The 24,908-nt window shown below is 71.9% G+C and carries 25 protein-coding genes; 15 read left to right on the top strand and 10 right to left on the bottom strand.

From position 1 onward, the window contains the following. Positions 1 to 385: 385 nt before the first annotated feature. On the top strand, positions 386 to 1,726 hold the full coding sequence (locus QC283_RS31295; protein ID WP_279565104.1) for a transcriptional regulator: 1,341 nt from the start codon (positions 386 to 388) through the stop codon (positions 1,724 to 1,726). Positions 1,727 to 1,841: 115 nt separating this feature from the next. After that, positions 1,842 to 2,408, top strand: coding sequence for an NUDIX hydrolase (locus QC283_RS31290; protein ID WP_279565103.1), 567 nt, complete (start codon positions 1,842 to 1,844; stop codon positions 2,406 to 2,408). Here QC283_RS31290 and QC283_RS31285 read toward each other — a convergent pair. Beyond that, a complete protein-coding gene (locus QC283_RS31285) occupies positions 2,405 to 2,662 on the bottom strand; it encodes a hypothetical protein (protein ID WP_279565102.1) in 258 nt (85 codons plus the stop codon). The genes QC283_RS31290 and QC283_RS31285 overlap by 4 nt on opposite strands. Positions 2,663 to 2,901: 239 nt before the next feature. Between QC283_RS31285 and QC283_RS31280 the strand changes: the two genes are divergently transcribed. Next, positions 2,902 to 3,570 carry a hypothetical protein gene (locus QC283_RS31280; protein ID WP_279565101.1) on the top strand — a complete coding sequence of 223 codons (669 nt, stop codon included), beginning with the start codon at positions 2,902 to 2,904 and terminating at the stop codon, positions 3,568 to 3,570. A gap of 63 nt (positions 3,571 to 3,633) precedes the next feature. Here QC283_RS31280 and QC283_RS31275 read toward each other — a convergent pair whose 3' ends face one another. Next, a complete protein-coding gene (locus QC283_RS31275; protein WP_279565100.1) occupies positions 3,634 to 4,506 on the bottom strand; it encodes a 3-hydroxybutyryl-CoA dehydrogenase in 873 nt (290 codons plus the stop codon). 175 nt (positions 4,507 to 4,681) lie between these two features. Here QC283_RS31275 and QC283_RS31270 point away from each other — a divergent pair, with 175 nt between their 5' ends. Then, positions 4,682 to 5,968 (top strand): glycoside hydrolase family 10 protein, encoded by a 1,287-nt coding sequence (locus QC283_RS31270; protein WP_279565099.1) that lies wholly within the window; start codon positions 4,682 to 4,684, stop codon positions 5,966 to 5,968. Positions 5,969 to 6,050: 82 nt separating this feature from the next. Here QC283_RS31270 and QC283_RS31265 read toward each other — a convergent pair whose 3' ends face one another. Beyond that, complete coding sequence (locus QC283_RS31265) at positions 6,051 to 6,245, bottom strand: DUF1918 domain-containing protein (RefSeq protein ID WP_279565098.1); 195 nt, start codon at positions 6,243 to 6,245, stop codon at positions 6,051 to 6,053. A gap of 30 nt (positions 6,246 to 6,275) precedes the next feature. After that, entirely contained in the window at positions 6,276 to 7,250 is a 975-nt protein-coding gene (locus QC283_RS31260) for a DMT family transporter (RefSeq protein ID WP_279565097.1), read from the bottom strand. Here QC283_RS31260 and QC283_RS31255 point away from each other — a divergent pair. From QC283_RS31255 to QC283_RS31245, 3 genes are all read left to right on the top strand, one after another. Further along, entirely contained in the window at positions 7,249 to 8,694 is a 1,446-nt protein-coding gene (locus QC283_RS31255; protein ID WP_279565096.1) for an aminotransferase-like domain-containing protein, read from the top strand. The two genes, QC283_RS31260 and QC283_RS31255, sit on opposite strands and share 2 nt — an antisense overlap. 95 nt (positions 8,695 to 8,789) lie before the next feature. Next, a complete protein-coding gene (locus tag QC283_RS31250) occupies positions 8,790 to 9,230 on the top strand; it encodes a GNAT family N-acetyltransferase (protein WP_279565095.1) in 441 nt (146 codons plus the stop codon). A gap of 73 nt (positions 9,231 to 9,303) precedes the next feature. Beyond that, on the top strand, positions 9,304 to 9,882 hold the full coding sequence (locus QC283_RS31245) for a histidine phosphatase family protein (protein WP_279565094.1): 579 nt from the start codon (positions 9,304 to 9,306) through the stop codon (positions 9,880 to 9,882). Here the strand turns inward: QC283_RS31245 and QC283_RS31240 are convergent, their stop codons facing one another. After that, positions 9,883 to 10,365, bottom strand: coding sequence for a DUF6314 family protein (locus tag QC283_RS31240; protein WP_279565093.1), 483 nt, complete (start codon positions 10,363 to 10,365; stop codon positions 9,883 to 9,885). A 139-nt stretch (positions 10,366 to 10,504) separates the two neighbouring features. Between QC283_RS31240 and QC283_RS31235 the strand changes: the two genes are divergently transcribed. The 7 genes from QC283_RS31235 to QC283_RS31205 all read left to right on the top strand — a co-directional run bounded on the left by QC283_RS31235 (position 10,505) and on the right by QC283_RS31205 (position 18,611). Beyond that, a complete protein-coding gene (locus QC283_RS31235) occupies positions 10,505 to 12,979 on the top strand; it encodes an alpha-L-arabinofuranosidase C-terminal domain-containing protein (RefSeq protein ID WP_279565092.1) in 2,475 nt (824 codons plus the stop codon). A gap of 136 nt (positions 12,980 to 13,115) precedes the next feature. Then, on the top strand, positions 13,116 to 13,643 hold the full coding sequence (locus QC283_RS31230; RefSeq protein WP_279565091.1) for an ATP-binding protein: 528 nt from the start codon (positions 13,116 to 13,118) through the stop codon (positions 13,641 to 13,643). Between the two features lie 119 nt (positions 13,644 to 13,762). After that, positions 13,763 to 14,791, top strand: a complete 1,029-nt coding sequence (gene argC, locus QC283_RS31225) for an N-acetyl-gamma-glutamyl-phosphate reductase (RefSeq protein ID WP_279565090.1) — start codon at positions 13,763 to 13,765, stop codon at positions 14,789 to 14,791. Then, positions 14,788 to 15,939, top strand: coding sequence for a bifunctional glutamate N-acetyltransferase/amino-acid acetyltransferase ArgJ (argJ, locus tag QC283_RS31220; protein ID WP_279565089.1), 1,152 nt, complete (start codon positions 14,788 to 14,790; stop codon positions 15,937 to 15,939). The genes argC and argJ overlap by 4 nt, the downstream gene beginning before the upstream one ends. Beyond that, entirely contained in the window at positions 15,936 to 16,838 is a 903-nt protein-coding gene (gene argB / locus QC283_RS31215) for an acetylglutamate kinase (protein ID WP_279565088.1), read from the top strand. The genes argJ and argB overlap by 4 nt, the downstream gene beginning before the upstream one ends. A gap of 17 nt (positions 16,839 to 16,855) precedes the next feature. Further along, a complete protein-coding gene (locus tag QC283_RS31210; RefSeq protein WP_279565156.1) occupies positions 16,856 to 18,064 on the top strand; it encodes an acetylornithine transaminase in 1,209 nt (402 codons plus the stop codon). Positions 18,065 to 18,071: 7 nt separating this feature from the next. Continuing rightward, positions 18,072 to 18,611 (top strand): arginine repressor, encoded by a 540-nt coding sequence (locus QC283_RS31205; protein ID WP_279565087.1) that lies wholly within the window; start codon positions 18,072 to 18,074, stop codon positions 18,609 to 18,611. Positions 18,612 to 18,860: 249 nt separating this feature from the next. Here QC283_RS31205 and QC283_RS31200 read toward each other — a convergent pair whose 3' ends face one another. The 5 genes from QC283_RS31200 to QC283_RS31180 all read right to left on the bottom strand — a co-directional run bounded on the left by QC283_RS31200 (position 18,861) and on the right by QC283_RS31180 (position 23,236). After that, entirely contained in the window at positions 18,861 to 19,598 is a 738-nt protein-coding gene (locus tag QC283_RS31200) for an FAD:protein FMN transferase (protein ID WP_279565155.1), read from the bottom strand. A gap of 55 nt (positions 19,599 to 19,653) precedes the next feature. Beyond that, positions 19,654 to 20,424, bottom strand: a complete 771-nt coding sequence (locus QC283_RS31195) for an FMN-binding protein (RefSeq protein WP_279565086.1) — start codon at positions 20,422 to 20,424, stop codon at positions 19,654 to 19,656. A gap of 27 nt (positions 20,425 to 20,451) precedes the next feature. Then, positions 20,452 to 21,834 (bottom strand): ferredoxin reductase family protein, encoded by a 1,383-nt coding sequence (locus tag QC283_RS31190; protein ID WP_279565085.1) that lies wholly within the window; start codon positions 21,832 to 21,834, stop codon positions 20,452 to 20,454. A gap of 97 nt (positions 21,835 to 21,931) precedes the next feature. Further along, positions 21,932 to 22,645, bottom strand: a complete 714-nt coding sequence (locus QC283_RS31185) for a L,D-transpeptidase family protein (RefSeq protein WP_279565084.1) — start codon at positions 22,643 to 22,645, stop codon at positions 21,932 to 21,934. Between the two features lie 3 nt (positions 22,646 to 22,648). Then, positions 22,649 to 23,236, bottom strand: a complete 588-nt coding sequence (locus tag QC283_RS31180) for a pyridoxamine 5'-phosphate oxidase family protein (protein ID WP_279565083.1) — start codon at positions 23,234 to 23,236, stop codon at positions 22,649 to 22,651. A 192-nt stretch (positions 23,237 to 23,428) separates the two neighbouring features. Between QC283_RS31180 and argH the strand changes: the two genes are divergently transcribed. Next, positions 23,429 to 24,856 (top strand): argininosuccinate lyase, encoded by a 1,428-nt coding sequence (argH, locus tag QC283_RS31175; RefSeq protein WP_279565082.1) that lies wholly within the window; start codon positions 23,429 to 23,431, stop codon positions 24,854 to 24,856. Positions 24,857 to 24,908 lie beyond the last annotated feature (52 nt).

Below are 24,908 nucleotides of genomic sequence, written 5' to 3'. Positions count from 1 at the left end.
GCGGCTGCGGGCAGTCGGTGGCTGGTCGCGCAGTTCCCCGCGTCCCTTCTCGGCGTCAAGGTGACGTTCCTTCAAGGGCGCGGAGCCGCACTCGACAGCGCACCCGCACACTGAACGGCGATCAGCCGTACCGCGAAACCGGCGGAGCCGTCCGCCCCGCCGCGGAGTGTCGGGCAGGTGGCAGGGCGGACGGCGTGGACACGGGCCGCCGCACTGTACGAGGGGGAGCCGGCGGCCCGGCCGGCCTCTTTCGAGGCAGCTCAGTCAACCGGCCCGGGAACTCTCCCCGACAGCGCACGCACGCCACGGATGCGCGTACTCCGTTCACACCCCGTGTGAGGACCGACGCACTACGCTGTCGGCACCGAGTCACCGGGGGGCACCCATGCAGCCCAACACCCTGCTCGACGCGATCCTGGACGAGGCCGGGATCTCGCACGCGGGACTGGCCGCGCACGTCAACCAGGCGGGGCGAGCGCGCGGGCTCGCGCTGCGCTACGAACACACCGCCGTCGCACGGTGGTTGAAGGGGCAGCGGCCGCGCGGCCAGGTGCCCGACCTGATCTGCGAGGTCCTCGCGTCCAGGCTGCACCGGCCCGTCACACTCGACGACATCGGCCTCGGCGTGCCCGGCGAACCGGCCTCCGCGCACACCGGCTCACTGTCCGGGTTCGTGGAACGCGCGACCGCCCTGTGGCGTTCCGACCAGCAGCGGCGCCCGCACATCCTCGGCGCCCCCGCGCTCACCGGGACGCCCGCCGTGATGCCGGTGTGGGAGTGGGAGAACCCGCCCGAGGACGTGGACGTCTCCCGCGGCGGCCGGCACCGGGTCACCGCGGCCGACCTGGAGATGCTGCGCTGCGCCCGCGCCCACTACGAGCAGATGTACCGCAAGGCCGGCGGCATGGCGACCCGTGCCCGCATCGTCGGCTTCCTCAACTCCGAGGCCGCCCCGCTGCTGCGCGGCGGCTACACCGACGCCACCGGCCGCCAGCTCCACCGGGCCACCGGCGGACTGGTCGCGGTCGCCGGCATCTGCGCGTACGACTCCGACGCGCACGGCCTCGCGCAACGCTACTTCCACCAGGCCCTGCGGCTCGCGAAGGCCAGCGGCGACCGGGGCCTGGGCGCCTACGTCATAGCGCTGCTGGTCAACCAGGCGCTGTTCATGCGGGAGAACCGGCAGGCCGTCGCCTTCGCCGAGGCCGCCCTGCGCGCCGCCGGCCGGCACATCACCCCGGCGCTCGGCTCCGACCTGTACGCGATGCAGGCCAAAGCCTACGCCCACCTCGGCGACGGCACCAGCGCGCTGTCCTGCATCCGGCGGGCCGAGCAGGCCGCCGAACGCATCCGGCGCGGTCACGAACCCGACGAGACCGGTTATGTCCAGCCCGGCCTGGTCAACGTCCAGGTCGCCGAGGCCCTGCTCAGCCTCGGCGAACTCGCGGCGGCCGGAGAGCACGCCGCGGCGGCGGTCGACAACCCCGCGCACGACCGGGGCCGCGTGCACCGGCTCGCCATCCTCAGCACGATCGAACTGCGGCAGGGCAACGCCGACAAGGCGGCGGCCACCGCGGTGCGGATGGCCGAACAGGCCCGTGGCATGGAGTCCCAGCGCCTGCGCGACAGACTCCGCGCGGTACGCGAGCACCTGGTGCGCAACGGGTGCGCGGGCACCGCCGAGGCCGCCGAACTCATCGACGGCGCACTGCGCGTACCGCTCTGACCTCCCGGCCCGGGCCACCCCGCGCCACCGCCGCGCCATGAGCGGCCGTCGTGCGCCTGCTGCCGGGCCGCTGCTGCTGCGATATTGCCACCTACTCAAGGAAGGTGGCAGAACCGTGCAGTGGACGAAACAGAACGAACAAACTGTGTACTCAAACCGCTGGTTCAGCGTCAATCTCGCCGACGTCGGGCTACCGGACGGCCGGCATCTCGACCACTTCCTCATCCGGATGCGTCCCGTGGCGGTGGCCACGGTCGTCAACGAGGCGAGCGAGGTTCTCCTGCTGTGGCGGCACCGGTTCATCACCGACAGCTGGGGCTGGGAACTCGCGGCCGGTGTCGTCGAGGACGGCGAGGACATCGCGGTGGCCGCGGCCAGGGAACTGGAGGAGGAGACCGGCTGGCGGCCGGGACCACTGCGCCACCTCATGAGCGTGGAGCCGTCCAACGGGCTCACCGACGCCCGGCACCACATCTACTGGGCCGACGAGGGAGCGTACGTCGGCCACCCCGTGGACGACTTCGAGTCGGACCGCCGGGAATGGGTCCCGCTCAAGCTCGTCCCCGACATGGTCGCCCGCGGGGAGGTCCCGGCCGCCAACATGGCGGCCGCGTTACTCCTGCTGCACCACCTCAGGCTCGGCCAGGACACCCCGCCCGGCCGGAGCGGTGGCGGTGCCTAGTGTCCAAGGGCCTGCCAGACCGCCACGACCAGGGCGCCCACGGCCGTCACGACCGTGACCGCGGGCAGTGGCCAGCGGGCGTGCTCCAGGGTGGTCAGCCGTGCGTTCAGGTCCTCCAGCTCCTTGGCGGCCTCCTCGGTGCGGTGGGAGAGCAGGGCCAGCCCGCCCTCGACGCGGGCGTAGGCCACGTCCAGCCGGCGTCGTAACTCCGCGAGTTCTCCCTGGGCGACGGAATGCTCGGGATCGGCGGTCACGAACCGCTCCTTTCCGTAGTCGTCTCACATCCCTTGCATGTGCATGGTGAGTCAACCCGCCTGGTGGGCGAGTGGGGAGAGTGTGCGTACGGCATATGCGAGCCCGAGTCGCACACGCCGTGTGAATGCCGCGGGCCCGGCACCTCGACAGGTACCGGGCCCGCGGGACGTCGCTCTGCGTGATCACGGGGTGCCCGAGTCCCCGACACGATGCTCAACGACACGGGCACGGACACCGGTTGAAACCCGGGACCGGTTACCTCAAGGCCCTCGCCAACAACCCGGACGCCGCGACATCCTTCTTCAACGACACCTTCCTCCGAAACCGAGCAGTTCCGAAAGGCACCACCATGACCTGCCGTCGATCGGTCACCGGACCACGCTCCGGGACGGCCTTCGCCGCCATCGTGCTTGCAGTCCTGGCCCTCGCGGTCACAGGTTGCGGTGCCGAGGAAAAAACCAGGGACTACTCCGTGCCGAACACCTTCTGCGGCATACGGATCGACGCCAAGGAGCTGACTCCGTTCCTCCCGCCGGGGCAGGAGCTCTCCGTCAAAACCGACATCAACCCCGCGTCGACCTGGTGCGATGTGTCCGTGGACGGGAAGCTCGCCGTCAGAACGGTCCAGGATTGGTGGCCGGACGGCGCTGACACGGCGTACTGGCTCCGCAGCCAGACCCTCGACGAGGTGGAGGAGACCGCGTACAGGGGGCGATACGTGTATTCCGACTGGCAGGCGTTCGGCAAGACGGAAGACTGCGTCGACGAGAAGTACGGGAACGAGCTGTACACCGCAATTCAGGCCTACGGCTCCGACCACAGGGACGCCGACGCCATGAAGCGTCTGGTCGTCTCCTTCACCAAGACGGTCGAGAAGTCGGATGGGTGTGACAGAAAAGCGTCGTGAGGGAAAATTCGCCCGTCAGTGGGGCCCGACCCGGAGCACCAGGCCGGGCCAACAACTGCCGTGTCAGCCGTACGAGTAGAACCCCGACCCGCTCTTGCGGCCCAGCCGCCCCGCGTCGACCATGCGCTGGAGCAGCGGGGGCGCGGCGTACAGCGGCTCCTTGTACTCCTCGTACATCGAGAACGCCACCGAGGCGACCGTGTCCAGGCCGATCAGGTCGGCCAGCTTCAGCGGGCCCATCGGGTGGGCGCAGCCCATCTCCATGCCGTTGTCGATGTCCTCGCGGCTGGCGATGCCCGACTCGAACATCCGGATCGCGGAGAGCAGGTAGGGGATCAGCAGCGCGTTGACCACGAAGCCCGAGCGGTCCTGGGCGCGGATGGAGTGCTTGCCCAGCACCTTCTCGGTGAAGAGCTGCGCCCGGCTGAGCGTGCCCTCGGAGGTGGTCAGCGCCGGGATCAGCTCGACGAGCTGCTGCACCGGGGCCGGGTTGAAGAAGTGGATGCCGATGACGTGGTCGGGCCGCGAGGTGGCGACCGCCAGCTTCACCAGCGGGATCGAGGAGGTGTTGGAGGCCAGGATCGCGTCCGGCCGGGTCACGACCTGGTCGAGCACCTGGAAGATCTCGGTCTTCACCTGCTCGTTCTCGACGACGGCCTCGATCACCAGGTCACGGTCGGCGAACTCGCCGAGGTCGGTGGTGAAGCTCAGCCGCGCCTGGGTCGCGTCCCGCTCCTCCTCGGTGATCTTGCCGCGCTCGGCGGCCTTGGTGAGCGAGTTGTACAGCCGGGTCCGGCCGATCTCCAGAGCCTCGCCGGTGGTCTCGGCGACCATCACCTCCAGACCGGAGCGGGCGCACACCTCGGCGATGCCCGCCCCCATCTGGCCGCAGCCCACCACGCCGACACGTGCGATATCTCCCGAGATGCCGGTCACATCGTCCCTTTCGCTGACTCCACGACTGAGGCAGGTGTGCCGGGGTCCCCGGCGCCTGCTCCGATCGTGCACGTTACCTCCGAATGGACACGGATCCGTCCTCCGGGTCGGGCATGCTGGGAGACCTTCCACGATCCGTGACCGCGCGGATCCACAGCGTTCAGGAGGTTCTCCCATGGGCCGTGTCTCGCGTCGTGCCTTCGCGGTGGCGGCGTTGTCGGCGTTCACCATGGCGCCCGGGGCGTCGGCGGCGCCGGTACCGTCCGGCGTACAGACCCCGCCGGCGGCACCGGGCCCCGCCGCCGCACCGCACGCCCGCCGCGTCGCCACCGGGATGCGGGGCATGTGGCTGGCCACGGTGGCCAACCGCGACTGGCCCACCCGCCCGGGGCTGCGCGCCGCGGAGCAGCGCGCGGAACTCGTCGAGCACCTCGACACGGCGGTCCGGCACCGTCTCAACACGGTGATCTTCCAGGTGCGGCCGGCGGCCGACGCGCTCTGGCCGTCGGCGTACGAACCCTGGTCGCAGTACCTGTCCGGCAGCCAGGGCCGCGACCCGGGCTGGGACCCGCTGGGCACGGCCGTGAAGGAGGCCCACGCCCGCGGCCTGGAACTGCACGCCTGGTTCAACCCGTACCGCGTCGCCACGCACGACGACCCGGCCCAGCTCGTGCCCACCCACCCCGCGCGCAAGCACCCGGAGTGGGTGGTGCCGTACGGCGGGAAGCTCTACTACGACCCGGGGCTCCCCGAGGTCCGGGCCTTCGTCCAGGACGCGATGATGGACGCGGTGGAGAAGTACGCCGTGGACGGTGTCCACTTCGACGACTACTTCTACCCCTATCCGGTGGCGGGCCGGAGCTTCGACGACGGCGGTACGTACAGCACCTACGGCAGCGGCTTCGCCACCAGGGCCGCCTGGCGGCGGAACAACATCGACCTGCTGGTGCGTGAGACGGCGGCCCGCGTGAAGAAGGTCCGGCCGGCCGCCCGCTTCGGGGTCAGCCCGTTCGGGGTGTGGCGCAACGCGGCCACCGACGCGAAGGGCTCGGACACCCGGGCGGGGGTGCAGACGTACGACGACCTGTACGCGGACACCCGCAAGTGGGTGCGAGAGGGCTGGCTCGACTACATCGTGCCGCAGCTGTACTGGAACATCGGTCTGGACGCCGCCGACTACGCCAAGCTGCTCCCCTGGTGGGCGCAGGTGGCCAAGGGCAGCCGGACGCGGTTGTACATCGGTGAGGCGCTGTACAAGGCCGGCGACCCGGCGCAGCCCGCCGCCTGGCAGGACCCGGCCGAACTGTCCCGGCACCTCACACTGGCGCGGAACCATCCGGAGGTACGCGGCCACGTCTTCTTCGCGGCGAAGGACATCGCCGACGACCGGCTCGGCGCGATGGCACGGGTGCGGGCCGACCACTATGCGCAGGCGGCCGGCACCCCGCGCCAGGACGGGTAGGACGGGCAGGAAAGGCACGACGGGTGGACGGGTAGGGCAGCCGTCCGCGGTAGGACAGCCGTCCGCCACAGCCGGGGTTCGGCTACAGCTGGATCTCCCTGTGCCGGATCTCGGAGTCGGGGCCGGGCGAGCACACCGCCTCGTGCCCGTCCTGGAACCGGACCCGGTACGGGGGAGCGCCCTCCTCGCCCATGACTTCGACGATCTCCGCCACCTTGTCGTGCTCGCCGACCACCCGGCCGTGCTGGACCAGCTGGTCGCCCTTGGTTGCTCGCATGCGTGAGGCCTCCTCACCTGTGTGTGCCGCTCAGCCCCGGGCCCGCTGGGTGACCGCGATGCAGACCAGTACCGCCGCGGCTGTCAGCGGAGCGGCCACCGTCAGGTGCTCGCCCAGGAGAAGTACCGACCACACCAGTGTGAGCAGCGGCTGGGCCAGCTGCAACTGGCTGGCCTTCGGCACACCGATGGCCGCCATGCCCCGGTACCAGACGACCAGGCCGAGGAACTGCGAGCCCACCGCGACCCACAGCAGCCCGGTCACGCTGTGCGCCGTCAGCCGCACCGGCTCGAACGACAGCGCCACGGCGGTCATCGGCACGGTCAGCGGCAGGCACAGCACCAGCGCCCACCCGATGACCTGCCAGCCCGGCATCACCCGGGCCAGTCGGCCGCCCTCGGTGTAGCCGGCCGCGCACACCAGCAGCGCCCCGAAGAGCAGGGCGTCGGCCGTGGTCAGGGCGCCGCCGCTCTGCTGCACGGTGAAGGCGAGCACGGCCGCCGCACCCGCCAGGGCAGCGAACCAGAAGGTGCGCGAAGGACGGGTGCCCAGACGCAGCGCGGACAGCAGCGCGGTGGTCAGTGGGAGCAGGCCGACCACGACGGCGGCGTGCGCGGTGGTGGAGGTCTGCAGGGCGAGCGTGGTCAGCAGCGGGAAGCCCAGGACGACGCCGCCGCCCACCACCGCGAGCCCGAACCAGTGCCGGCGCTCGGGCAGCGACACCCGCAGCGCCAGCAGGCAAACGCCGGCGATCACCGCGGCGAGGATGCTGCGCACGGCGATCAGGGACCAGGGCCCGAAGCCCTCCAGCCCCCAGGCGGTGGCGGGGAAGGTGAGCGAGAAGGCGACGACACCGAGGGCGGCCTGGAGGGTGCCGAAGGAGCGAGGGCCTGGGGCGGTGTGCCGGCTTCCCGGGCTGTCCGGACTGCTGCTCGGACCACTCGGAGTGCTCGGACTGCCAACTGCTATCGTCATCGAGCTGATAGCGCTACTCTTTGCTCTCATGTACGAGCGTAGCAGCGTCGCTGAACTGGCGAACCAGCTTCGACGGGAACTCGACCGCTACTCACCCGGCGGAAAGCTCCCGTCCAGCCGGGCGCTCGTCGACCGGTTCCGGGTGAGCCCCGTGACCGTCTCCCGCGCCCTGGCGCAGCTGGCCGCCGAGGGGCTGGTGGTCACCCGGCCCGGCGCCGGGGCGTTCCGCGCCCAGCGGCGCGAGCCGGCCGCGCCCTCGGGAGACACCTCGTGGCAGGAGGTCGCGCTCAGCGCCGACGGTGCCGCCGACCTCGTACCGCGCTCGGTGGACGCCTCCGGAGTCCTGGTCTCGCTGACCGCCCCGCCGCCCGGGGTCGTGGAGTTCAACGGCGGCTATCTGCACCCGTCACTGCAGCCGGAACGGGCGATGGCGGCGGCGCTCTCCCGGGCCGGGCGGCGTCCCGGTGCGTGGGGCAGGCCGCCGATGGACGGGCTGCCGGAGCTGCGGGAGTGGTTCGCGCGGGGCATCGGCGGGGCCATCACGGCGGCGGAGGTACTGATCACCGCGGGCGGCCAGTCCGCGCTGACCACCGCTCTGCGCGCCCTCGCCCCGCCCGGCACCCCCGTCCTCGTCGAGTCCCCGACCTACCCCGGCATGCTGGCCATCGCGCGGACGGCCGGCCTGCGTCCGGTGCCGGTCCCGGTGGACGCGGACGGAGTGCGCCCGGCCCTGCTCGCCGACGCCTTCCGGGCGACCGGCGCCCGCGTCTTCGTCTGCCAGCCGCTGTTCCAGAACCCGACCGGTGCCGTGCTCGCCCCCGAGCGGCGCGGCGAGGTGCTGCGCATCGCCCGCGAGGCCGGTGCCTTCGTCGTCGAGGACGACTTCGTACGACGACTGGTGCACGAGGACGCGGGCCCGCTGCCCGCCCCGCTCGCCGCCGACGACCCGGACGGTGTCGTCGTCCACGTCTGCTCGCTGACCAAGGCGACCTCACCCAGCTTCCGGGTGAGTGCCCTGGCCGCGCGCGGGCCGGTGCTGGAGCGGCTGCGGGCCATCCAGGTCGTCGACACCTTCTTCGTGCCCCGGCCCCTCCAGGAGGCGGCGCTGGAACTCGTCGGCTCGCCCGCCTGGCCGCGCCATCTGCGCGCCATCTCCGCGGAGTTGAAGGCCCGCCGGGACGCGATGACGTCCGCGCTGCGCCTGCACCTGCCCGAGGTGTCGCTGCCTCACATCCCGTCGGGCGGCTACCACCTGTGGCCGCGGCTGCCCGAGGGTACGGACGAGCGCGCCCTCGCCGCGGCCGCCCTGCGCGCGGGCGTCGCCATCACTCCCGGCCGCCCGTACTTCAGCGCCGAACCCCCGGCCGCCCACCTGCGGCTGAGCTTCGCCGCGGTCGCGGGCGCGGGGGAGATCACGGAAGGGGTACGACGCCTGCGCACGGCCTGCGCGGAGGTGTGGGGCGGACGTCCATGACTTGGGGCCCATGAGTGGAGTCCATGAGCGGAGCCCCGCGAGCGGAGGTCCAAAAAAGGTCGACGCGGACTCACCCCTCCTGCGAGCATCCCGGCATGAAGGCGACGCCGCCCCTCCCCGAGGGCTACGAGATCTCCACCGACCCGCACCGGATCGACGCAGGGCGCGTGCACCACTGGCTGTCCACCGACGCGTACTGGGCCCTCGGACGCCCCCGGGACAAGCACGACCGGGCGGTCGAGAACTCGCTCAACTTCGGGATCTACGACGTGGCGTCCGGGGAGCAGGTGGCGTACGCCCGGGTCGTCACCGACCGGGCGACCTTCGCCTGGCTGTGCGACGTGTACGTCGACCCCTCGGTGCGCGGCAAGGGACTCGGTACGGCGCTGGTCGCGGCGGTACGCGAACACGTGCGGCCGGACGGGCCGCGGCGCCTCCTGCTGGCCACGCACGACGCGCACGGCGTCTACGAGAAGCTCGGCTTCACGGCGCTGGACCGGCCGGACCAGTGGATGGTGCTCGCCTTCGGCCAGTGAGCCGTGGCACACCCTCGGTAACCCGCAGGTAACACCCCTTGACCTGCTTACCTCCGCGCAGCACCATCACCGCATGGCGCTTCGGGTCACGTTCGTCGCGGCCGCACGCAGCTCACCGCTGCTCGCGGAGCGCTTCGACGACGACCGGCCGCTGGACCAGGCCGGATGGGACGAGGCGCTGCGCGCCGCGGGCCACCTGCTGCCGCTCGCGGCGGCCGAGCTGCGCTACTGCTCGCCCACGCCCCGCAGCCGCGCCACCGGGGACGCCCTCGGCTGCGCGCCGCTCGTGCAACTCGCCCTGCGGGAGTGCGACATGGGCCGCTGGCGCGGGCTGACCCTCGGCGAGGCCATGGCCCGCGAGCCGGCGGCCGTGGACGCCTGGCTCGCCGACCCCCGGACGGCCCCGCACGGCGGGGAGCCGCTGCTGGCGTTCATCTCCCGGGTCGGCGGCTGGCTCGACACCCGTCCCGGCGCGGACGGCGACCGGATCGTCGCCGTGGCCGAGCCGTCCGTGATCCGGGCCGCGCTGGTGTACGTCCTGAAGGCGCCGCCCGCGACCTACTGGAACCTGGACGTGCGGCCCCTGTCGACGACCACGGTCACGGGCCGCGCGGGCCGCTGGAACCTCCGCTTCGAGGGGATGGCCGCCTAGCTAGAGATCCGCGGACGCCTGCCCGGCGGCCCGGGGATCCGGCGTCTCACGGACGTAGTCCGTCGTGAGCAGCAGGTCCTTGGCCGGGCCGCCCACGCGCCACACGGTCCGCCAGTGGTCCTCGTCCCGGACGGTGAACTCGCCGCGGTAGAGGTCGGCTGCGCACGGGTGGTCGGCCACATGACGGCCCGAGGCCAGGTCCAGGCCGTGGAAGGGCCGCCCGTCCGCGAAGCGCACGTCGGCGGTGCCCGGTGCGGCACCCGGCTCGTAGCGCAGCGTGCGCTCGGCGGGGCGGGTCACGCCCTGCCAGGTGAAGCCCCCGGTCTCCCGGCTCAGCAGCCCGCCGCCGGCGAGCGCGTCGAAAGCCGTGGTCCCCTCGAAGCTGCCTTCCGCGCCGCTCGCCAGATCCCGCACCGACCGCTCGGTGCGCCACCGGCCCGCGAGATACGCCAGCACATCGGGAACCGGCCACAACTCGCCCATTTCCACCCGCTTTCCGTCTCCGGCCCGTTGGTTGCCGCGCGACCCATTGACGCGCCTCCGCCCCCTCCCTATCTTGCCGTTCGAAGTGCTGACCAACGTCCGATATTTCGAACGACCTAGTGAGAGCCGCGGAGTATCCATGTCACGCACCCGCTGGAGACTCGGTCTCAGCGTCACCGCCCTCCTGACCGCCTCGGCCCTGCTGCCGTCGCCGGCGCACGCGGAGGCCGTCACCGACTACGCGATCACCGTCGACCCGGCCGCCGAGGGCGCCGCGATCGACGACACGATGTACGGCGTCTTCTACGAGGACATCAACCGGGCCGCGGACGGCGGCCTGTACGCCGAACTCGTGCAGAACCGGTCCTTCGAGTACTCCACCGCCGACAACGCCTCCTACACGCCGCTCACCTCCTGGGCGGCCGAGGGGGCGGCAGAAGTCGTGAACGACGAGGGCCGCCTCAACGAGCGCAACCGCAACTACCTCTCCCTGGGCGCCGGCTCGTCCGTCACCAACGCCGGCTACAACACCGGCGTCCGGGTGGAGAAGGGCAAGAAGTACGACTTCTCCGTGTGGGCCCGCGCCGAGAGCGGCGCGACCCTCACCGTCACCCTCCGGGACGCCGCGGGCACGCTCGCGAAGGTCCGCCAGGTCGCCGCGAAGGGGAAGTGGCGCAAGTACACCGCCACTTTCAAGGCGACCCGCACCAGCAGCCACGGCCGCCTCGCCGTCGCCACCACCGCCCCCGCCGCCCTCGACATGGTGTCCCTCTTCCCCCGGGACACCTACAAGCACCAGTCCAACGGCCTGCGCAAGGACCTCGCCGAGAAGATCGAGGCCCTCGACCCCGGCTTCCTGCGCTTCCCCGGCGGCTGCCTGGTCAACACCGGCTCCATGGAGGACTACAGCGAGGCGAGCGGCTGGCAGCGCGAACGCAGCTACCAGTGGAAGGACACCATCGGACCGGTCGAGGAGCGCGCCACCAACGCCAACTTCTGGGGCTACAACCAGAGCTACGGCCTCGGCTACTACGAGTACTTCCGCTTCGCCGAGGACATCGGCGCCATGCCGCTGCCCGTCGTCCCCGCCCTGGTCACCGGGTGCGGCCAGAACAAGGCCACCGACGACGACGCGCTGCTGAAGCGGCACATCCAGGACACCCTGGACCTCATCGAGTTCGCCAACGGCCCCCGCACCAGCGAGTGGGGCGCCAAGCGCGCCGAGATGGGCCACCCCAGGCCCTTCCACCTCACCCACATCGGGGTCGGCAACGAGGAGAACCTCCCCCGGGAGTTCATGGCCCGTTTCAAGGAGTTCCGCGCCGCGATCGAGGCCGAGTACCCGGACATCACCGTCGTCTCCAACTCCGGCCCGGACGACTCCGGCACCACCTTCGACACCGCCTGGCAGCTGAACCGCGAGGCCGGCGTCGACATGGTCGACGAGCACTACTACAACAGCCCGCAGTGGTTCCTGAAGAACAACGACCGCTACGACTCGTACGACAGGAACGGCCCCAAGGTCTTCCTCGGCGAGTACGCCTCCCAGGGCAACGCCTGGAAGAACGCGCTGTCCGAGGCCGCCTTCATGACCGGCCTGGAGCGCAACGCGGACATCGTCAAGCTCGCCTCGTACGCCCCGCTGCTCGCCAACGAGGACTACGTGCAGTGGAGCCCGGACATGATCTGGTTCAACAACCACGCGTCCTGGAACTCGGCCAACTACGAGGTCCAGAAACTCTTCATGAACAACACCGGCGACCGCGTCGTCCCCTCGACGGCGACCGGCACACCGACCGTCAGCGGCCCCATCACCGGCGCCGTCGGCCTGTCGACCTGGGCGACCAGCGCGGCGTACGACGACGTGAAGGTGACCTCGGCCGACGGGAAGACCCTCCTGAGCGACGACTTCTCCGGTGACGCGTCCCAGTGGGCCCACTCGGGCACCGGCAGCTGGACCGTCCAGGACGGCCAGTACGTCCAGACCGACGCCGCCGCCGAGAACACCCTGGTCACGGCCGGCGACCCGACCTGGGAGAACTACGACCTGCATGTGAAGGCCACCAAGAAGTCCGGCAACGAGGGCTTCCTCGTCGCCTTCGGTGTCAAGGACACCGGCAACTACTACTGGTGGAACCTGGGCGGCTGGAACAACACCCAGTCCGCCGTCGAGCAGGCGTCGGACGGTGGCAAGTCGACGCTCCTGTCCAAGGCCGGATCGATCGAGACGGGCCGCGCCTACGACATCGACATCAAGGTGCGGGGCCGCCAGGTGACCCTCTACCTCGACGGCGAGGAGTGGGGCGGCTTCACCGACGACAAGCCGGCCGAGCCGTTCCGTCAGATCGTCACCGAGGACGCGCGCACCGGCGACCTGATCGTCAAGGTCGTCAACGCCCAGGACACGGCGGCCCGCACCGCCGTCGACCTCGGCGGCGCCAAGGTCGCCGCCAAGGCCCGCGTGACCACGCTGGCCGCCGACCCGGACGCGGTCAACACCGAGACGGACACACCGGTCACCCCGGTGCGGTCGACCTTCTCCGGAGTGGCGAGCGAGTTCACGTACACCTTCCCGGCGAACTCGGTGACCTTCCTGCGGATCAGGCAGCGGTAACCACCGGGATCGGCCTGGGACGGCTCCGCCGGTACGCGGGGTCGTCCCAGGACCGGAACCCGGCGCACCCCACCGGGTCGCCCTCCTCGCCCAAGTGCCCTTCCCCGCGGCCCGCACGGCGTTAGCGTGGGGTCCCATGATCGTATGGCTCAACGGCACCCACGGCGCGGGCAAGACGACGACCGGCGCACTCGTGCAGCGGCTGATCCCGGACTCGCGGGTGTTCGACGCCGAGAAGGTCGGCGAGACACTCATGGACATCACGCCGGGGCTGCCCGGGCCCGGGTCGGACAACTTCCAGCACTGGCCGCCGTGGCGGACGCTCGTCGTCGAGACCGCCCGCCACGTACTCGACTACACCGGCGGCACCCTGGTGATGCCCATGACGGTCCTGGTCGAGCGGTACTGGCGTGAGATCGGCGCGGGCCTCGCCCGGCATTCCATTCCGGTCCGGCACTTCGTCCTCCACGCCGACCAGGAAACCCTCCGGGGACGCATCGAGGGCGACACCGTCCTCGGCCCCTCCTCCTTCCGGCTCGCATACCTCGAGCCCTATGCGGAGGCGGCCCGTACGTGGCTGCACGACGAGGCCGAGGTCGTCGACACCACGCACCTCACACCCGCCGAGGCCGCCCTGCGGATCGCCGAGCACGTCAAGAGCTGAGGCCCGTGCCCGCCACGCGAACTCGGGCGCGCGGGCCGCACACTGCCGGTGGCACGGGGAGCGATTGCATAAACGTGCAGGGAAACGTATAGTCATGCCATCTAGGAGGAGGGTTTCCCATGACGGTACGTGCGGCGGTGGCCGGAGCGAGCGGGTATGCGGGCGGTGAGCTCCTGCGTCTGCTCCTCGCACACCCCGAGGTCGAGATCGGCGCCCTGACCGGCAACTCCAACGCGGGCCAGAGGCTCGGTGCGCTGCAGCCGCATCTGCTGCCGCTGGCCGACCGGGTCCTGGAGCCGACCACGGCGGAGGTGCTCGCCGGACACGACGTGGTCTTCCTCGCGCTGCCGCACGGGCAGTCCGCCGCCGTCGCCGAGCAGCTCGGGCCGGACGTACTGGTCGTGGACATGGGCGCCGACTTCCGGCTGAAGGACGCCGGTGACTGGGAGCGGTTCTACGGTTCCCCGCACGCCGGCACCTGGCCCTACGGCCTCCCCGAGCTGCCGGCTGCCCGCGCCGCGCTGGAGGGGTCCAAGCGCGTCGCGGTGCCCGGTTGCTACCCGACCGCCGTGTCCCTGGCGCTCTTCCCCGCGTACGCCGCCTCGCTCGCCGAGCCCGAGGCGGTGATCGTCGCCGCCTCCGGCACCTCCGGCGCGGGCAAGGCCGCCAAACCGCACCTGCTCGGCAGCGAGGTCATGGGCTCCATGTCGCCGTACGGCGTCGGCGGCGGCCACCGGCACACCCCCGAGATGATCCAGAACCTCGGCGCGGTCGCCGGCGAGCCGGTCTCCGTCTCCTTCACGCCGACCCTCGCGCCGATGCCGCGCGGCATCCTCGCCACGTGCACCGCCAGGGCGAAGCCCGGTGTCACCGCCGAGACCGTCCGCGCCGCCTACGAGAAGGCCTTCGCCGACGAGCCCTTCGTGCACCTCCTGCCCGAGGACCAGTGGCCCGCGACCGCGTCCGTCTACGGTTCCAACGCCGTTCAGGTCCAGGTCGCGTACGACGCCGCCGCGGGCCGCATCATCGCCATCAGCGCCATCGACAACCTGGCCAAGGGCACCGCGGGCGGTGCCGTCCAGAGCATGAACATCGCCCTGGGTCTCGACGAGACCACCGGACTGACGACGATCGGAGTCGCGCCGTGAGTGTGACGGCAGCAAAGGGGTTCACGGCGGCCGGCATCGCCGCCGGGATCAAGGACAGCGGTGGCCCCGACCTGGCACTCGTGGTCAACACCGGCCCCCGCCGCGCCGCAGCGGGCGTCTTCACCTCCAACCGGGTCAAGGCGGCGCCGGTCCTGTGGTCCGAGCAGGTGCTGAAGAGCGGGCAGCTGTCCGCCGTCGTCCTCAACTCCGGCGGCGCCAACGCCTGCACCGGCCCCAAGGGCTTCCAGGACACCCACGCCACCGCCGAGAAGGTCGCCGAGGTGCTCGGGACGGGCGCCGGAGAGGTCGCCGTCTGCTCCACCGGACTCATCGGCGTACTGCTCCCCATGGACAAGCTGCTCCCGGGCGTGGAGACGGCCGCCGGTCAGCTGTCCGAGTACGGCGGCGAGAAGGCCGCCATCGCCATCAAGACCACCGACACCGTGCACAAGACGTCCGTGGTGACGAAGGACGGCTGGACCGTCGGCGGCATGGCCAAGGGCGCCGGCATGCTCGCGCCGGGCCTGGCCACCATGCTCGTCGTCCTCACCACCGACGCCGACCTGGAGACCGGGGTGCTCGACCGCGCCCTGCGCGACGCCACCCGGGTCACCTTCGACCGCGTCGACTCCGACGGCTGCATGTCCACCAACGACACGGTGCTGCTGCTCGCCTCCGGTGCCTCCGGCATCACCCCGGAGTACGACGGGTTCGCCGAGGCCGTCCGCACCGTCTGCGACGACCTCGGACAGCAGCTCATCCGGGACGCCGAGGGCGCCAGCAAGGACATCAGGGTCGAGGTCGTGAACGCCGCGACCGAGGACGAGGCCGTCCAGGTGGGCCGCACCATCGCCCGCAACAACCTGCTCAAGTGCGCCATCCACGGCGAGGACCCCAACTGGGGCCGCGTGCTCTCCGCCATCGGCACCACCTCCGCCGCCTTCGAGCCCGACCGGCTCAACGTCGCCATCAACGGCGTCTGGGTCTGCAAGAACGGCGGGGTCGGCGAGGACCGCGAGCTGGTCGACATGCGCTACCGCGAGGTCCACGTCGTCGCCGACCTCGCCGCCGGGGACGCCACGGCCACCATCTGGACCAACGACCTCACCGCCGACTACGTCCACGAGAACAGCGCGTACAGCTCATGAGTACGACGAGGAAGCACACCGCGCTCCCCAAGGCGCAGATCCTCATCGAGGCGCTGCCCTGGCTGACCCGGCACCACGGCAAGACCGTCGTCATCAAGTTCGGCGGCAACGCCATGATCGACGAGGACCTGAAGGCCGCGTTCGCCCAGGACGTCGTCTTCCTGCGCCACGCCGGCCTCAAGCCCGTCGTCGTGCACGGCGGCGGGCCGCAGATCAGCGCCGCCCTCGACAAGCACGGCATCGTCAGCGAGTTCAAGGCCGGCCTGCGCGTCACCACCGAGGACGCCATGGACGTCGTACGCATGGTGCTGGCCGGGCAGGTGCAGCGCGAGCTGGTCGGGCTGCTCAACCAGCACGGCCCCTTCGCGGTCGGCCTCACCGGCGAGGACGCGCACACCATCACTGCCACCAGGCACCAGCCCGAGATCGACGGCGAGTTCGTCGACATCGGGCGGGTCGGTGAGATCACCGAGATCGACACCGGCGCCATCGAGGCCCTGCTCGCCGACGGCCGCATCCCGGTCGTCTCCTCGATCGCCCGCTCCCAGGACGACGGACATGTCTACAACGTCAATGCTGATACGGCGGCTGCGGCACTCGCTGCGGCGCTCGGCGCCGAGACCCTCATGGTCCTCACCGACGTCGAGGGCCTCTACGAGGACTGGCCGAACTCCGACGAGGTGATCAGCCGCCTCACCGCCTCACAGCTGGAGAAGCTGCTGCCCGAGCTGTCCAGCGGCATGGTGCCGAAAATGGAGGGCTGCCTGCACGCCGTACGGGGCGGCGTCACCACCGCCCGCGTCATCGACGGGCGGGTCCAGCACTCGATCCTGCTGGAGATCTTCACCGACGAGGGCATCGGCACGATGGTCGTGCCGGACGAACAGGGGGAGTCGTGAGCAACACAGGGGAAGCCGTGCGCAACGAAGAGCTGACCGAGCGGTGGCAGGGGGCGCTCATGAACAACTACGGCACCCCGCGCCTGCCCCTGGTGCGCGGCGAGGGCGCCCGGCTCTGGGACGCCGACGGCAACGAGTACCTCGACTTCGTCGGCGGCATCGCGGTCAACGCGCTCGGCCACGCCCATCCGGCCGTGGTCGAGGCGGTGAGCCGGCAGATCGCCTCCCTCGGCCACGTCTCCAACCTCTTCATCGCCGAGCCGCCCGTCACCCTCGCCGAACGGCTCCTCCAGCACTTCGGCCGCGACGGCAAGGTCTACTTCTGCAACTCCGGCGCCGAGGCCAACGAGGGCGCCTTCAAGATCGGCCGGCTGACCGGGCGGCCGCACATGGTCGCCACCGACGGCGGCTTCCACGGCCGCACGATGGGTGCCCTGGCGCTGACCGGCCAGCCCGGCAAGCGGGAACCGTTCCTGCCGCTGCCCGGCGACGTCACCCACGTACCGTACGGCGACCCGCAGGCGCTGGCGGCGGCGGTGACCGAGGAGACCGCCCTCGTCGTCATCGAGCCGATCCAGGGCGAGAACGGCGTCGTCGTCCCGCCGCCCGGCTATCTGAAGGCGGCCAGGGCCATCACCGCCTCCACCGGGGCGCTCCTCGTCCTGGACGAGGTGCAGACCGGGGTCGGCCGGACCGGGCACTGGTTCGAGTACCAGGCCCACGAGGGCGTCCTCCCGGACGTCGTCACCCTCGCCAAGGGCCTCGGCGGAGGCCTGCCGCTGGGCGCGACGGTCGCCTTCGGACGCGCCGCCGAACTCCTCCAGCCGGGGCACCACGGCACGACCTTCGGCGGCAACCCGGTCGCCTGCGCGGCCGGACTCGCCGTCCTCGACACCATCGCGGACGAGGGCCTGCTGGACAACGTCAAGCGGCAGAGCGAGAGGATCCGCGGCGGCGTCGAGGCCCTCGGCCACCCGCTGGTCGGCCACGTCCGGGGCGCGGGTCTCCTCCTGGGTATCGTGCTCACCGAGCCGCTGGCAGCCCGGGTGCAGCAGGCGGCTCAGGACGCCGGAATCCTGGTGAACGCGCCCGCACCCGATGTCGTACGGCTGATGCCCGCGCTGAACCTCGGCGACGACGTGGTGGACGCGTTCCTCGGGGCGCTGCCCGGCATCCTTGACCAGGCCGCCGACGCGGCCCACGGGGACGGACGATCCGGAGAATGAGGCGACGATGAGCCATGCGCAGGAGCACGAGCAGACGGCCGGGCCCGCCCTTCCGCAGACCCGCACCGCACGCCACCGCCGGATCGTGGACATCCTCAACCGGCAGGCGGTGCGCTCGCAGAGCCAGCTGGCGAAGCTGCTCGCCGACGACGGGCTGACCGTCACGCAGGCGACGCTCTCCCGGGACCTGGACGAGCTGAACGCGGTGAAGATCCGCAACACCGACGGCGACCTCATCTACGCGGTGCCCAGCGAGGGCGGTTTCCGCACCCCTCGGGCCCCGCTCGGGGAGTCGGCGAAGGAGGAGCGGATGCGGCGGCTCTCCGCGGAACTGCTGATCTCCGCGGAGGCGTCGGCGAACCTCGTGGTCCTGCGGACCCCTCCGGGGGCGGCGCAGTTCCTCGCCTCGGCGATCGACCAGGCGGAGCTGCACGACATCCTGGGCACGATCGCGGGCGACGACACGCTGATGCTGATCAGCAGGGAGCCCACGGGCGGGCAGGCGCTGGCGGATCACCTGCTGCGGTTGGCCGGGAACGGCCACTGAGCGCTGCGCGGCTCGAGCCGTCCATCGGGTGCGGGTGACCGGTGGCTGGTCGCGCGGTTCCCCGCGCCCCTGAAGGCGTTGCAGTACGGCCGCCCCCCAGCTGCGGGCAGTCGTGCCTCCCCCCAGTGCCTGAATGGCCTGGGAGGTACCCCCAGGGCGGCACGGGTGGGCGCTGGGGGTACCCCCTCTGGGGGAGGCACCCCGCCGACGCGGGTGAGTGACACCCCGGTACCTCAGCCGCGGCGCCGCTCACCCCAGCCACCCCGCCAGACCCCCCGTGCACCGCACCTCGTCCCCCGCGGTCACCAACAGTCCCTCGACCCCGTCCAGAGACTCCAGCCACCGCAACCCCTCCCGCGACCCCATCGCGAACGCCGCCGTCGCCCAGCAGTCCGCCCACGTCAGCCGTGGCGCCACCACCGTCACCGCCACCAGATCGGTCACCGCGGAGCGCCCGGTGCGCGGATCGACGACATGCGCGCCCCGCTCCGCGCTGCCGGACGTCGCCACGGCCAGCTCGGCCGCCCCCACTGCCGACACGACCGCCGCCAGTCCGCCCGGACGCAGCGGGTCCGACACACCGACCCGCCAGGGCCGCCCCGCCCCCGGCGTCCCCAGCAACTGCACGTCCCCGCCGCCGTTGACGCCGACGCCACTCGCACCGGCCGCCGCGATCCGCCGCGCGGCGCGCTCCACCGCCCAGCCCTTGACGATCCCGGTCGGGTCCAGACGGCCCTCGTACGATGTGCTGAACCAGCCGTCGCTCACCCGCTCCGCCTCCGCCGCCAGCTCCAGCACCTCGGCGACCTCGGGCGCGCACGCGTCGACGGTCAGTTCGCCGCGCGCCAGCCGCGAGACCTGGCTGTCCTCCCGATAGGTGCTGAACACCTCGTCGACCCGGTGCAGCCCGGCGACGGCCTCGTCCAGCGCCGCCCGGACGGCCGTGGGTTCCCCGCCGCGGACGTCGAGGGAGAAGACGGTCCCCATCGTCTCCTCCACACGACGCACCGCGGCGGGAGCCTGTGCGGGTTCGGCCACGGCGTCAGCCACCGGCCTGATCCAGCGCGGACTGCAACGACTGCTTGTACCCGGCGCTGGTGTAGGTGGCGCCGGAGACGGCGTCGATGTCGGCGTTGCCGGCGGCGATGGCGGCCTGGTTGAGCTTGGGTACGGCGTCGGCGGTGACCTGGTCGCTCTGTCCCCCCTTGGGCGCCTGGAGAGCTTCGGCGCCGGTGATCTTCCCGCCGCTGACGGTGACACGGACCCGCACGGGCCCGTACTGGGTCCGCGCGGCGGCACCGGTGAGCGTCCGAGTGCTCTGGGCGCCACCGTTCGAGCCCTCGCCGCTGGAGCCCTGTCCCGCGGACCCCGCGGCCACCTTGTCCAGCGCGGACTGCAACGACTCCTGGTATCCGGCGCTGGTGTAGGTGGCGCCGGAGACGGCGTCGATGTCGGCGTTGCCGGCGGTGACGGCGGCCTGGTTGAGCTTGGGTACGGCGTCGGCCGTGATCCGGTCGCTCTGTCCGCCCTTGGGCGCCTGCACGGCCTCGGCGGCCGTGATCTTCCCGCCGTCCACCGTGAGCCGGACCCGTACCGGGCCGTACCGCGTACTCGCCGCGTCACCGGTGACCGTGCCGGCGCCCGCGCCCCGCCCGCCCTGCGGCGACTGCGCGGCCACCGGCGGGGCCGCGCCGCCCGCCGCCGAGGCGGAGCCCGGGTCGGACGCCGGTTTCAACGACAGCAGCAGCACGATCCCGGACACGGTCGCGGCGCCGGCGAGCACGGCACGCCGAACGGGGTGGCTTTTCCTCATCTGTCCTGGACTCCTGACGTCCGTCGCTCACATCTCGAACGACTCGTGATGGATACGGCGGGCGGGGACTCCCGCGCCGCGCAGTGCCTCGTACACCGACTGGGCGAAGCCGGGCGGTCCGCACAGGAAGACGTCGTGGTGCTCGACGTCCGGGATCTTGCGGCTCAGGGTCTGGGCGGAGATGTCCGGACGCTCCCCGTCCGGACTGTTGACCGCGTACATCAGCCGGGCCCCGCGCTCGTCGGCGATCCCGGCGAGCTCGTCCCACAGCGCCAGGTCGTGGGTGCTGTTGGCCCGATAGAGCAGGGTGATGTCGCCGGACGCGCCGGGCAGCGTCTCGAACAGCGCCCGCATCGGCGTGATCCCCACCCCGCCCGCCACCAGCAGCACCTTGCCGCGGCTGCGGCGCTGCGCGGTCAGGGCGCCGTACGGGCCCTCCGCCCACACCCGGGTGCCGGGCTCCAGCTCACGCAGCCGGGCGCTGTGGTCGCCGATCGCCTTCACGGTGATCCGCAGCATGTCCGGGCGCGGCGCCGCCGACAGCGAGTACGGGTGCGAGCTGAACCGCATCCCCGGCGCCAGGAACCGCCAGCGGAAGAACTGCCCGGCCTCCGCGCCCATCCGGTGCAGCCGGCGCCCGCCGATCAGCACCGACACGATCCCGGGCGTCTCCTCGATCACCGCCTCGACCCGCATCCGGTGCCGCAGGTTGAGGCGGAGAGGGGTCAGGACCCGGTACCAGAGGACGAGCACGGTCACCGTCCCGTACAGGGCGTACCAGACGGTCTTGGCGACCGGCTCGACGGCGAAGTCGTTGCCGGTGGTCAGCTGGTGCCAGAAGGTCAGGAACACCGCCACGTAGGTGAGCAGGTGCACGTGGTACCAGGCGTCGTACGGGATCCTGCGGCGCACCGGGCCCGCGGACAGCAGTCCGATGAGGACCAGCAGTCCGGTGCCGACGGCGGCCTTGCCCATGTCGGGCAGCTCGTTCACGGAGCTGATCGTCTGCCGCACGATGTCGCCGAGGCCCTTGCCGGCCTGGGCGGCGTATCCCCACATGATCAGGAAGACGTGGGCGAGGACCAGGCAGAGCGTGTAGCGGCCGGTCATGGCGTGCCAGCGGGCGACCCGGTCCGAGCCCACCCGCCGCTCCAGCGCCGGCACGCGCGCCATCTGGAGCACCACCAGGGCCATCAGGTACCCGGCGAGCAGGCCGGTGATCCGGCCCGCGTTGAGGAGCATGCCGGTCCGGTCGGAGATGGCGGGCGTGTTGCGCCACCACAGCCACAACACGCCCGCCGCGCCCGCCCACACGGCGAGCAGCAGGGGGACGGCGGGGGAGCGGCGCGGACGGATGCGCCGCATCGTCTGACGGCGGGCGGCACGGCCGCCGGCGAGCGTGGTGGTCACGGTTCCTCCGTGGGGACTCGGCCCTTGGCCCACAGATACGCGCCGCACCACCCGGGCGTTCAGCCCGGCACCGTACTCGTCACTCCCGTCCGGGCGCTCAGTAGCGGGTGATCGCCGTCGCCCCGCCCGAGGTGCCGATCGCCAGGTGCGGCCGGGCCGCCGGGTCCGCCCACCGCAGGATGCGCCGCATGGCCTGTGCCGCTACCGACACGCAACCGGCGGTCGCCCCGCGCCCGTCGACGTGCAGGAAGATGCCCGCGCCGCGTCCGCGCACCGGACGGTGGTAGTTGAAGCCGACGACCAGGGCGTGCGCGTACTGCGCCGTGTACGTGATCAGGTGCTCGGCCTCGGTCGCGCGGCAGTCGGCGGGGCGTGGTTCGGTCCAGCGGTTGTAGGAGCGGGAGGCGTTGTCCTGGCACCACCAGGAGTCCTGGCGCACCGGGCGGTACCGGTACTTCGTCCCGGGCGGCGCCGCGCGGATGCCGAAGGCGTACGGCAGGTCGTACAGCCCGGTCGGGGTGGTGTTCGTGCCCTGTTCGCGCGTCGCCCCGTCGGCCAGCCCGCCGGCCCCGAAGCGGGCGGGCGCGGAACCGGCCTCCACCCATCGCCCGCCGTCGTCCCCGCGGTCCCACCAGGTGACCCGGCCCTCGGTCGAGCCGGTCTCCGGCGCGACCGCGGTGATCAGCTGGGTGCCGCCGCCGGTGTCCGCCATCCGGGCCGGCAACGGCCGGGGGACGGGCCCGCCGGCGGGCGCGGCGCCGAGCACGAGGAGGGACGCGGAGACGAGGACGGCGACGACACCGGGGCGCATGGGTCAGACGGTAGACGGGGGCAGCGGCAACGGCAGCCCGGGAAGGCCGTCCAGGCTCGTCGCCACGTGGTCCTTCTTGGTGAAGTACTCGTTGAGCGAGGCGTCGTCCTCGCGCGCGAACCGCTTGCCGTGCAGGTCCCGCTCCGATTCGTACGCCATGAAGGGGACGGCGTAGCCGCAGGTGTCGCGGATGAGTTCGGCGGTCACGACGATGATCGCGCGCAGTCCGTGCCGGGTGGTGTCGATGTCCGGGAAGCGGGTGAGGAGCTCCGGGAAGCGGGGGTCGTCGCGGAAGACGGGCTCGCCGCGGCCGTGCACCCGGACGATGTTCGGCGGACCCTGGAAGGCGCACCACATGAGGGTGATCCGCCCGTTTTCCCGCAGGTGGGCGATGGTCTCGGCGGTGGAGCCGGCGAAGTCGAGGAAGGCCACGGTGCGTTCGTCGAGCACCGCGAAGCTGCCCGTGAGGCCCTTGGGGGACAGGTTGACCGTGCCGTCACCGGCCAAGGGGGCGGTGGCGGTGAAGAAGAGGGGCTGCGCCTCGATGAACGTGCGAAGTCTGCCGTCTATGCGCTCATAAGTCTTTCCCATGACTAACGATTATGTGCGCTGGTCGTTCGCCTGTCCGAGGAATTGCCGGTGGTCCCGCCATGCGGACGCGGCTCCGCGGCTCGACCGGCCCGCCAGATTGACGAATCATGCATTGGCCTGCATACTCATGCATGCCGCCGGATGTACCGTGCGGAGGCGGTGGCACATCAACGGCCCTGAGGAGCGACCCAAGTGAGCAGCAACAGCGGTGACGTCCGGCTCTGGGGCGGCCGTTTCGCCGACGGCCCCGCCGAGGCCCTGGCGAAGCTGTCCGCGTCCGTCCACTTCGACTGGCGCCTCGCGCCCTACGACATCGCCGGCTCGCGCGCCCACGCGCGCGTGCTGCACGCGGCGGGGCTGCTCACCGAGGACGAGCTGACCCGGATGACCGCCGGCCTCGACCGGCTCGAAGCGGACGTCGCCGACGGCTCCTTCGTCGGCACCATCGCCGACGAGGACGTCCACACCGCCCTGGAGCGCGGACTGCTGGAACGGCTCGGTCCCGACCTCGGCGGCAAACTGCGCGCCGGGCGCTCCCGCAACGACCAGGTGGCGACCCTCTTCCGCATGTACCTGCGCGACCACGCCCGGACCGTCGGCGGTCTGATCGCCGACCTCCAGGACGCGCTGATCGGCCTCGCCGAGGCCCACCCGGACGTGGCGATGCCCGGCCGCACCCACCTCCAGCACGCCCAGCCGGTGCTCTTCGCCCACCACGTCCTCGCCCACGTCCAGGCGCTGTCCCGGGACGCGGAGCGGCTGCGCCAGTGGGACGAGCGCACGGCCGTGTCGCCGTACGGTTCCGGAGCGCTCGCGGGCAGCAGCCTCGGCCTGGACCCGGAGGCGGTCGCCCGCGACCTCGGCTTCGAGCACGGCAGCGCCGGCAACTCCATCGACGGGACGGCCTCGCGCGACTTCGTCGCCGAGTTCGCCTTCATCACCGCGATGATCGGCGTCAACGTCTCCCGGATCGCCGAGGAGATCATCATCTGGAACACGAAGGAGTTCTCCTTCGTCACGCTGCACGACGCCTTCTCCACCGGCTCGTCGATCATGCCGCAGAAGAAGAACCCGGACATCGCCGAGCTGGCCCGCGGCAAGTCCGGCCGCCTCATCGGCAACCTCACCGGCCTGATGGCCACCCTCAAGGCGCTCCCGCTCGCGTACAACCGCGACCTCCAGGAGGACAAGGAGCCGGTCTTCGACTCCATCGACCAGCTGGAGATCCTGCTCCCCGCCTTCACCGGCATGATGGCCACCCTCACCGTGCACCGCGAGCGCATGGAGGAGCTGGCCCCGGCCGGGTTCTCGCTCGCCACCGACATCGCCGAGTGGCTGGTCAGGCAGGGCGTGCCGTTCCGCGTCGCCCACGAGGTGGCCGGCGAGTGCGTGAAGGCCGCCGAGGCCGAGGGCAAGGAGCTGGACGAGCTCACCGACGAGCAGTTCGCGAAGATCTCCGCCCACCTCACCCCCGAGGTCCGCTCCGTCCTCAACGTCCCCGGCGCCCTCGCCTCCCGTGATGGCCGGGGCGGTACGGCGCCCAGCGCGGTCGCCGTCCAGCTCGCCGAGGTGAAGGCGGACGTGGCCGGCCAGCACGCGTGGGCGGGCGCCAGGAACTAGGCGGGAACCAGGCAGGAACCAGGCGGGAACCAGGCAGGAGCCAGGGGGTGCC

Origin of the sequence: Streptomyces sp. DH41, from assembly GCF_029813785.1 — a bacterium.
Lineage (GTDB): Bacteria > Actinomycetota > Actinomycetes > Streptomycetales > Streptomycetaceae > Streptomyces.
This window is presented reverse-complemented; position numbering and strand designations above follow the sequence as displayed.

What these genes read in the sequence shown, in the direction of transcription:
- QC283_RS31295 (WP_279565104.1), top strand. Translation starts at nt 386, where the DNA reads ATGCAGCCCAACACCCTGCTCGACGCGATCCTGGACGAGGCCGGGATC.
- QC283_RS31270 (WP_279565099.1), top strand. Translation starts at nt 4,682, where the DNA reads ATGGGCCGTGTCTCGCGTCGTGCCTTCGCGGTGGCGGCGTTGTCGGCG.
- QC283_RS31265 (WP_279565098.1), bottom strand. Translation starts at nt 6,245, where the DNA reads ATGCGAGCAACCAAGGGCGACCAGCTGGTCCAGCACGGCCGGGTGGTC.
- QC283_RS31255 (WP_279565096.1), top strand. Translation starts at nt 7,249, where the DNA reads ATGTACGAGCGTAGCAGCGTCGCTGAACTGGCGAACCAGCTTCGACGG.
- QC283_RS31260 (WP_279565097.1), bottom strand. Translation starts at nt 7,250, where the DNA reads ATGAGAGCAAAGAGTAGCGCTATCAGCTCGATGACGATAGCAGTTGGC.
- QC283_RS31250 (WP_279565095.1), top strand. Translation starts at nt 8,790, where the DNA reads ATGAAGGCGACGCCGCCCCTCCCCGAGGGCTACGAGATCTCCACCGAC.
- QC283_RS31245 (WP_279565094.1), top strand. Translation starts at nt 9,304, where the DNA reads ATGGCGCTTCGGGTCACGTTCGTCGCGGCCGCACGCAGCTCACCGCTG.
- QC283_RS31240 (WP_279565093.1), bottom strand. Translation starts at nt 10,365, where the DNA reads ATGGGCGAGTTGTGGCCGGTTCCCGATGTGCTGGCGTATCTCGCGGGC.
- QC283_RS31235 (WP_279565092.1), top strand. Translation starts at nt 10,505, where the DNA reads ATGTCACGCACCCGCTGGAGACTCGGTCTCAGCGTCACCGCCCTCCTG.
- QC283_RS31230 (WP_279565091.1), top strand. Translation starts at nt 13,116, where the DNA reads ATGATCGTATGGCTCAACGGCACCCACGGCGCGGGCAAGACGACGACC.
- argC (WP_279565090.1), top strand. Translation starts at nt 13,763, where the DNA reads ATGACGGTACGTGCGGCGGTGGCCGGAGCGAGCGGGTATGCGGGCGGT.
- argB (WP_279565088.1), top strand. Translation starts at nt 15,936, where the DNA reads ATGAGTACGACGAGGAAGCACACCGCGCTCCCCAAGGCGCAGATCCTC.
- QC283_RS31205 (WP_279565087.1), top strand. Translation starts at nt 18,072, where the DNA reads ATGAGCCATGCGCAGGAGCACGAGCAGACGGCCGGGCCCGCCCTTCCG.
- QC283_RS31200 (WP_279565155.1), bottom strand. Translation starts at nt 19,598, where the DNA reads ATGGGGACCGTCTTCTCCCTCGACGTCCGCGGCGGGGAACCCACGGCC.
- QC283_RS31195 (WP_279565086.1), bottom strand. Translation starts at nt 20,424, where the DNA reads ATGAGGAAAAGCCACCCCGTTCGGCGTGCCGTGCTCGCCGGCGCCGCG.
- QC283_RS31185 (WP_279565084.1), bottom strand. Translation starts at nt 22,645, where the DNA reads ATGCGCCCCGGTGTCGTCGCCGTCCTCGTCTCCGCGTCCCTCCTCGTG.
- QC283_RS31180 (WP_279565083.1), bottom strand. Translation starts at nt 23,236, where the DNA reads ATGGGAAAGACTTATGAGCGCATAGACGGCAGACTTCGCACGTTCATC.